The sequence below is a fragment of the Methylobacterium sp. WL120 genome, assembly GCF_008039465.1.
Taxonomy (GTDB): domain Bacteria; phylum Pseudomonadota; class Alphaproteobacteria; order Rhizobiales; family Beijerinckiaceae; genus Methylobacterium; species Methylobacterium cerastii.
Genome location: NZ_VRUT01000202.1, coordinates 1 through 6,728, shown reverse-complemented (window position 1 = coordinate 6,728; position 6,728 = coordinate 1). Strand labels below are relative to the sequence as shown.

General features: G+C 72.3%; 8 protein-coding genes. 2 read left to right on the top strand and 6 right to left on the bottom strand.

Annotation, left to right across the window (positions count from 1 at the left end; genetic code table 11):
- A partial coding sequence (locus FV229_RS24020; RefSeq protein WP_147754359.1) for a DUF4142 domain-containing protein occupies positions 1 to 343 on the top strand: 343 nt, incomplete at its 5' end.
- Positions 344 to 479: 136 nt separating this feature from the next.
- On the opposite strand, the gene FV229_RS24015 is transcribed toward FV229_RS24020, so the two are convergent.
- The 3 genes from FV229_RS24015 to FV229_RS24005 form a co-directional block, all read right to left on the bottom strand.
- Complete coding sequence (locus FV229_RS24015) at positions 480 to 1,145, bottom strand: carbonic anhydrase (RefSeq protein ID WP_147754358.1); 666 nt, start codon at positions 1,143 to 1,145, stop codon at positions 480 to 482.
- A gap of 64 nt (positions 1,146 to 1,209) precedes the next feature.
- On the bottom strand, positions 1,210 to 1,734 hold the full coding sequence (locus FV229_RS24010; RefSeq protein ID WP_147754357.1) for an NUDIX domain-containing protein: 525 nt from the start codon (positions 1,732 to 1,734) through the stop codon (positions 1,210 to 1,212).
- 11 nt (positions 1,735 to 1,745) lie between these two features.
- The gene (locus FV229_RS24005; RefSeq protein ID WP_147754356.1) at positions 1,746 to 2,510 is read right to left on the bottom strand and encodes a DUF429 domain-containing protein; all 765 of its coding nucleotides are present in this window, start codon (positions 2,508 to 2,510) and stop codon (positions 1,746 to 1,748) included.
- Between the two features lie 99 nt (positions 2,511 to 2,609).
- On the opposite strand from FV229_RS24005, the gene dut reads away from it, so the two are divergent.
- A complete protein-coding gene (gene dut / locus FV229_RS24000) occupies positions 2,610 to 3,083 on the top strand; it encodes a dUTP diphosphatase (RefSeq protein ID WP_147754355.1) in 474 nt (157 codons plus the stop codon).
- Between the two features lie 74 nt (positions 3,084 to 3,157).
- Here dut and FV229_RS23995 read toward each other — a convergent pair whose 3' ends face one another.
- The 3 genes from FV229_RS23995 to FV229_RS23985 all read right to left on the bottom strand — a co-directional run.
- On the bottom strand, positions 3,158 to 5,023 hold the full coding sequence (locus FV229_RS23995; RefSeq protein ID WP_147754354.1) for a glycoside hydrolase family 15 protein: 1,866 nt from the start codon (positions 5,021 to 5,023) through the stop codon (positions 3,158 to 3,160).
- Between the two features lie 93 nt (positions 5,024 to 5,116).
- A complete protein-coding gene (gene denD / locus FV229_RS23990; protein ID WP_147754353.1) occupies positions 5,117 to 6,097 on the bottom strand; it encodes a D-erythronate dehydrogenase in 981 nt (326 codons plus the stop codon).
- An 88-nt stretch (positions 6,098 to 6,185) separates the two neighbouring features.
- Positions 6,186 to 6,728: nucleotide-binding domain containing protein (locus tag FV229_RS23985; protein WP_187275269.1), on the bottom strand; the 543-nt coding region annotated here is incomplete at its 5' end.

Below are 6,728 nucleotides of genomic sequence, written 5' to 3'. Positions count from 1 at the left end.
GCTCGAGGGTCTCGGCTCGGGCGCCCAGCGCGGCGCGGCGGCGGGCAGCCGCCTCGGCGGCGTGGACGTCGACCAGACCGCCGGCACCACGGTGGTCCAGCCGAGCCCCGAGCAGCAGGCAATGCTGGCGGAGCTTTCCGCGACCCCGTCGGGCGCGCGCTTCGACCGGCTCTACGTGAGCCAGCAGGTCCAGGCGCACCGGATGACGATCGGCATGACCGAGGCCTACGCCTCGTCCGGCCCGAACCCGGCGCTCCGCACCTACGCGCAGCAGGCGCTGCCGGTGCTGCAGCACCATTACGGCATGGCCCAGCGCCTGCCGGGCGCCCGCGACGCGATGTAATCACAGTGCTTCCGCCCGGCGGCGACGCCGGGCGGGGCTGACGAAAAAGGGCGGCGGGCCATCGAGCCCGCCGCCCTTTTTCGTGTTCGAAACCCCTTGCGCGGGCGCTCCGGTGGACGCGCCCGCTCGATTATCCTCAGTTGCAGCTGATCAGCGCGGACGGGCGCAGCGGCTCGCCGTTCCGGTCCGCCGCCGGCTTGAAGTCGCCGGTCTCCGGATCGCGCACCAGCAGGTCGCCGGTGGCCACGCCGAAATGCGCGCCGTGGAGCTGCAGGCTGCCGTCCTCGACCCGCTCCTTGATGAACGGGAAGGTCATCAGGTTCTCCAGGCTCTGGCTCACCATCCCGTGCTCCAGGCGGGTGAGGTATTCGGGCGCGCTCGAATCGCCCGCCTTGGCCTCGGCCGGCTCGACCAGCGAGACCCACTTGCCGATGAAGTTGCCCTTCGAGAGCGGCTTGGCCTTGTCGGCGTAGGCCTTGATGCCGCCGCAGCTGGCATGGCCGAGGACGACGATGTTCTTCACCTTGAGGCCTTGCACCGCGAACTCGATCGCCGCCGAGGTGCCGTGATAGTCGCCACCGGTCTCGTAGATCGGCACGATCGCGGCGACGTTGCGGATCACGAACAGCTCGCCCGGCCCGACGTCGAAGATCGCCTCCGGCGCGACCCGGCTGTCACAGCAGCTGATCACCAAGGTTTCTGGCTCCTGGGCCGAGGCGAGTTCCTGGAAGCGCTTGCGCTCCGTCGGGAAGCGGCCGGACAGAAAGGAACGGTAGCCGTCGGTCAGCGCGGTTGGGAACATGATGTCTCCTGACAAAGGGAAGATTCCGTCACGGAACGAACAGCCTGAGCACCCTGTTCCACGCTCAAGTTTGTCGCCAATTCAGGATGATCGGGGCCTCCGGAACGTGCCCGGCGACCAAGCGCGCGGCGAGTTCCCCGAGGCCGGCCGGCTCGATACGCGCCTCGGTTGAGAGCAGTTCGGAGACACTCCACCAGCGCGTGCCGTGAAGCGGGTTGTCCTCGGTTTCCATCAGGCGGCTGGTGTCGACGCGGTCGTCGGGGAGCCGCACCAGGAAGTAGCGCTCGCGCGCGTCGCGTGACTGGCGGAACAGGTGGAACGGGCCGTCGCAGGCCGCGACCTGCGGGCCGATTTGGCAGTCGGCGCGGCCGATCTCCTCCGACAGCTCGCGCCGGCAGGCCGTGACGTGGTCCTCGCCGGGCTCCAGCCCGCCGCCGGGCATGAACCAGAATCGCAGCGGCTTGCCGTCCGGCTCGATCGCGTGGACCGATTCGTACTCGATCAGCAGAAGCCGGTCGGCCGGATCGAACACCAGCGCGCGGGCGACGTGGCGGATTCCGAGGGGCTGTGCGCTGGACTGTTCGCTCATGGTCCACGTCGTTAGCAGGATTCCGGCCGCGTGCCTCTTCGAGGGGGCGCCGGCATCCAGATCACCGCCGGCAGGCCGTGCCCGTCGCGCTCCGGCGGGTCGGGCAGGGGGCTCGCGCGTCCGAGGAGGATGTCGCGGGCGACGACGAGGCCGGCCATCGCGTCGAGGTGGTCGTCCGCCCCGACCCCGCGCGGCCGCGCGCCGTGGACCAGCGTCTCCGGCAAACCGGCGGCGACGAGGAGCGCCCGGCGGAGGTCCAGTCCGGCTTGGCGCCGCGGCCCCTTCTTGCCCGCACCGAGCGGCCGGTCGCCGTTGAGGCGGCGGAAGGCGATCTCGGGATGCACCTCGTGCAGGCGCGCCGTCAGCGCAGGCCGCGCCCGCAGCAGGTCGTCCACCGCGCGGATGTAGCGGAAGATGTTGAAGCATTGGATCGAGGGCGCGAAGGGCGGCGCGCTGTTGGCCCGCGACAGGGACTTGGCCGCCGCGTAGTCGTCGGCGAAGATCGCCGCCCGCGGCGGCACCGGGAAGACGCTCGACCGGTTGGCGCCGAGGTAGGCGCGCGCAGCCCGGTCGGCGGCGCGTCCCCCGGCCGTCGCGCGGTCGGGCAGGCCGATCGGCACGTCGATCCCGACCGAGACCGGCGCCTCCGGTCCGTCGAGGCAGGCGGCGACGGTCTCGAACAGGGCCGCCCGGTGGCGGCCTGGGTCGTCGAGGTCGAGCAGCACCCCCGCCCAGGCGCCGCGGCAGCCGTCGAGTCCCGCGATCCAGCGTGCCATGCCGGCCTCCTTGTCTCGCCGTCCGGGGAACGGTATCGGCGCGTTCGTCTGACCGACCGCCGTGCAAACGAAAAGGGCCGCCATGACCGAGCGTCGTCCGTGAGCGCCGAGCTGCCCGAGGTCGGCATCCGCGGGCTCGATCCGCGGCTGGCGGGCTGGGGCTTTCCCCGCTGGGGCTCGGCGCAGGCCGCCGGCCTCGACCTCCACGCCTGCCTCGACGCGCCCCTCGACCTCGCGCCGCAGGCCGCCCCGGTGCTGATCCCCGCGGGCTTCGCCGTGCTGATCCGCGATCCCGACTGGTGCGGACTCGTCGTCCCCCGGTCCGGCCTCGGCCATCGCGCCGGCCTGGTGCTCGGCAACGGCACCGGGGTGATCGACGCCGACTACGAGGGTCCGCTGATGGTTTCGGCCTGGAACCGCAACCCGACGGGCGACCCGATCCAGATCGCGCCGGGGGACCGCATCGCGCAACTGGTTTTTACGCGCGTCGCACGGCCGCGCTTGGTGGTCTTCGAGGCGGACGAGACGGCGTCCGGGCGGGGTGGTGGCGGGTTCGGATCGAGTGGGCGGTGATGGACATGCGTGCTCCCCTCCCCGCAAAGGGAGAGGAAAGAGGGGGCCGGCGGTCGCAAACCCAGTTTGTAGGCCTATTCCGCCGCCGCCTTCACCGCGGCGCAGCCCTCTTCGGGAAGCCCAAAACGGCCGATCGTGTCCTGCAGGCGGAGGGCCGCGTTGATCAGCGCCATGTGCGAGAAGCCCTGGGGGGTGTTGCCGCGCTGCTCGCCGGTCTTCGGGTCGATCATCTCGGCGAACAGGCCGACGTCGTTGCCCCGTGCCAGCAGGCGCTCGAACGCGGCCTTGGCCTCGCCGGTGCGGCCGTCCAGCGCCAAGCATCCGACGCGCCAGAACGCGCAGGCCGTGAACGTGCCCTCGTCTCCGGCGAGCCCGTCGTCCATCCGATAGCGGTAGATCAGGTCGCCGACGCCGAGCTCGTCCTCGATCGCGGCGAGCGTCTTGCGCAGGCGCGGGTCGCTCGGGTCGATCGCCCCGAACAGGGCCGCGCGCAGCACCGCCGCGTCGAGGTGGTGCGAGCCGTAGGCGCCGGTGAAGGCCTGGCGCTCCTCGTTCCAGGCCTTCTCCAGGTAGTCGGCGCGGATCTCGGCGGCGATCCGCTCCCAGGTCTCGATCTTCTCCGGCGCCACGCCCTCGATGTTGCGGCCGATCCGGGCGGCATCGTTCAACGCCACCCACAGCATCGCCTTGGTGTGGAGTTGCTGGCGCGGGCCGGTGCGCAGCTCCCAGATGCCGTCGTCGGCCGCGTCGCGGCAGGCGATGGCGCGGCGGGTGAGGTTGTCGAGCACCTCCGGCAGGCGATCGTTGACCTTCTCCGGCGGGTCGTAGTCGACCGCTTCGAGGAAGACGCACAGCGCCCGGATCAGCTCGCCGTAGATGTCGTGCTGGTCCTGGCCCTCGGCGGCGTTGCCGACGAGCGGCGGCCCGACGTCGCGCCAGCCCGAGAGGTGGTCGAGCTCCTCCTCCGGCGGCATCGCCTCGGCGATGCCGTAGAGCAGCTTCGTGTCGCGGCCGAAGCTCCCGTCCGCCTCGCGCAGGAAGCGCAGGAACTCGGAGGCCTCGCGGACGTAGCCGAGCATGACGAAGGCGGTGACCGTGAAGGTCGCGTCACGCATCCAGGTGAAGCGGTAGTCGTAGTTGCGGTTGCCCGGCACCGCCTCGGGCAGGCCGGCGGTGGCGGCTGCGACGATGGCGCCGGTCGGCGAGTAGGTCAGCAGCTTGAGGCAGAGCGCCGAGCGCAGGACCGCGTCGCGATAGGGGCCGTGATAGGTGCAGCGGTCGCTCCAGCGCCGCCAGTAGTCGATGGTGGCCTCGGCGCGGCTCTCGGCGCCGGCGAAGTCGTCGATCGCGGCGCGCTCGCCGTCCTCGCCGTGGGTGAGCACGAGGTAGGCGGTCTCCCCCGCACCGAGGGCGAACCGGCTCTCGGCGATCGCGCCGTCGAGGCTCGGCTCCGGCGCGGCGTTGACGCGCAGCCGCTGCTTGCCCGCCTCGAACAGCACCGTCGCGCCGTCGGCGATGGGGATGCCGTCGCAGCGTGCGTAGTCGAAGGTCGGGCGCACGGTGAAGCGCCCGGCGACGTGGCCGTCGAGGCAGGTGAGCAGGCGGACGAGCCGGCTCTCGCCCTCGCCGTCGGGGCCCTCCTCGGGCTCGGGGGTCGGCGGGTTGACCGGCATCACGTCGACGAGCCGGGCGCTGCCGGTCTCGGTGACGAAGGTCGTCTCCAGCACGTTGGTCTCGGGCAGGTAGCGCCGCGAAGTCGAGCGCAGGCCCTCGAACGCGATGCGGCAGGAGCCGCCCTTGTCGTCGTCCAGCAGCGCGAGGAACAGGGCCGGGGAGTCGTGCCGCGGCCAGCACAGCCAGTCGACCGAGCCGTCGCGGGCGATCAGCGCGGTCGAGTGGGTGTCGCCGATGACGGCGTAGTCTTCGATGGGTTTATACAAGATGCGTTTCCCGGGGGCTCGACCCGTTCTAACGCGCCGCCCGCCCGGTTCGACCGCGCCCGACGAAATGTCACATAGGTTTATAATGCGGGCTCACGCCCCGGCGTGGAATTCCGCGACGTGCTCGGCGACGATCGCGTCGAACGAGGCGTCGGCGGTGAAGCCGAGCGCGTGCGCGCGGTCGGTGGCGAAGGCTTCGGGCCAGGTCTCGATGATGCGCGCGACCGCGTCGTCGGGCTCGCGGCGGATCAGGGCGACGGCCTTGTCGCCGCCGACCTTGCGCAGGGCCTCGATCTCCTCCGCCACGGTGGCCGACACGCCCGGCAGCGTCAGCGACCGGCGCAGGCCCAGCTTCGCGAAATCGAGCCCGGCCGCGTGGAGCAGGAAGCCGGTGGCGGCCGAGGGGCTGGCGAACCAGTGCCGCACGGTGTCCGGCACCGGCAGGATCGCCGGCCGGCCGGCCAGCGGCTCGCGGATGATGCCGGAGAAGAAGCCGGACGCCGCCTTGTTCGGCTTGCCCGGGCGCACGCAGATCGTCGGCAGCCGTAAGGAGATGCCGTCGAGGAAGCCGCGGCGGGAATAGTCGGCGAGCAGCAACTCGCCCATCGCCTTCTGGGTGCCGTAGGAGGAGGCCGGCGTGACGATCCAGTCGTCGCCGATCACCGGCGGCAGCGGCGGCCCGAACACCGCGAGCGAGGAGGTGAACACCACCTTCGGCCGGTAGCCGTCCGCCGCGTGCGCGCGGCGGATCGCGTCGAGCAGCAGGCGGGTGCCGTCGAGGTTGACCCGGTAGCCGAGCTCGAGGTTCGCTTCCGCCTCGCCCGAGACCACGGCTGCGAGGTGGAACACGATGCCCGGGCGCCCGGCGATCGCCGCGTCCGCCGCCCCCGGCGCGGTTAGGTCGGCGGCCTCGGTGCGGACGGTGCCGGCAAAGCCCGCGGGCGCGTCGGGCTGGACCACGTCGATCAGGGTGAGCGCGTCGAGCGGGTGGTCGCCGACGGTGCCCGATGCGACCAGGGCCTTGGTGAGGCGGCGGCCGATCATGCCGGCGGCGCCGAGGATCAGGGCGTGCATGGGAAGCTCCTTGGCTTGCGAGAACGGTTCGGCTCGCCCACCCGCCGACCTCATCCTGAAGGGGACCTGTGGGACGGGCGTGGCGCCCTCACCGCATCAGGTCGAGGGCGCGCAGGAAGAAGTCGCGGCCGCCGAAGTTGCCGGACTTCAGCGCCAGCAGCATCGGGTCGCCGCCGGCGGTGCGCAGAACCGGGACGCCGGCGGCGATCTCGGGCCCGAGCAGGAAGGCCTTCAGCCCGAGGTGGTCGACCACCGCCCCGGAGGTCTCGCCGCCGGCGACGACGAGGCGGCGGACGCCGCGGGCGAAGAGGTCCGCGGCGAGCTGCGCCAGGGCCGCCTCGACGGCGTGGCCGACCGCGGCGACGCCGTGCTTTGCCTGCAATGCGCGCACGGCGTCCGGCGCGGCGCTGCTGGCGATCAGGACCGGGCCGTCGGCGAGGCGCGAGGCGGCCCAGGCGAGGGCCGCCTCGCGTTCGGCGGGGCCGGCCATGAGTTTTTCGATGTCGAGGTGCAGCACGGCCATGTGCGCGGCCGCGGCTTCGATCTGCGCCAGCGTCGCCTGCGAGCAGCTGCCGGCGAGGCACGCGGCGTGGCCGCCGACCGGCTCGCCCGCCATGGCGTCGGCGGCGGG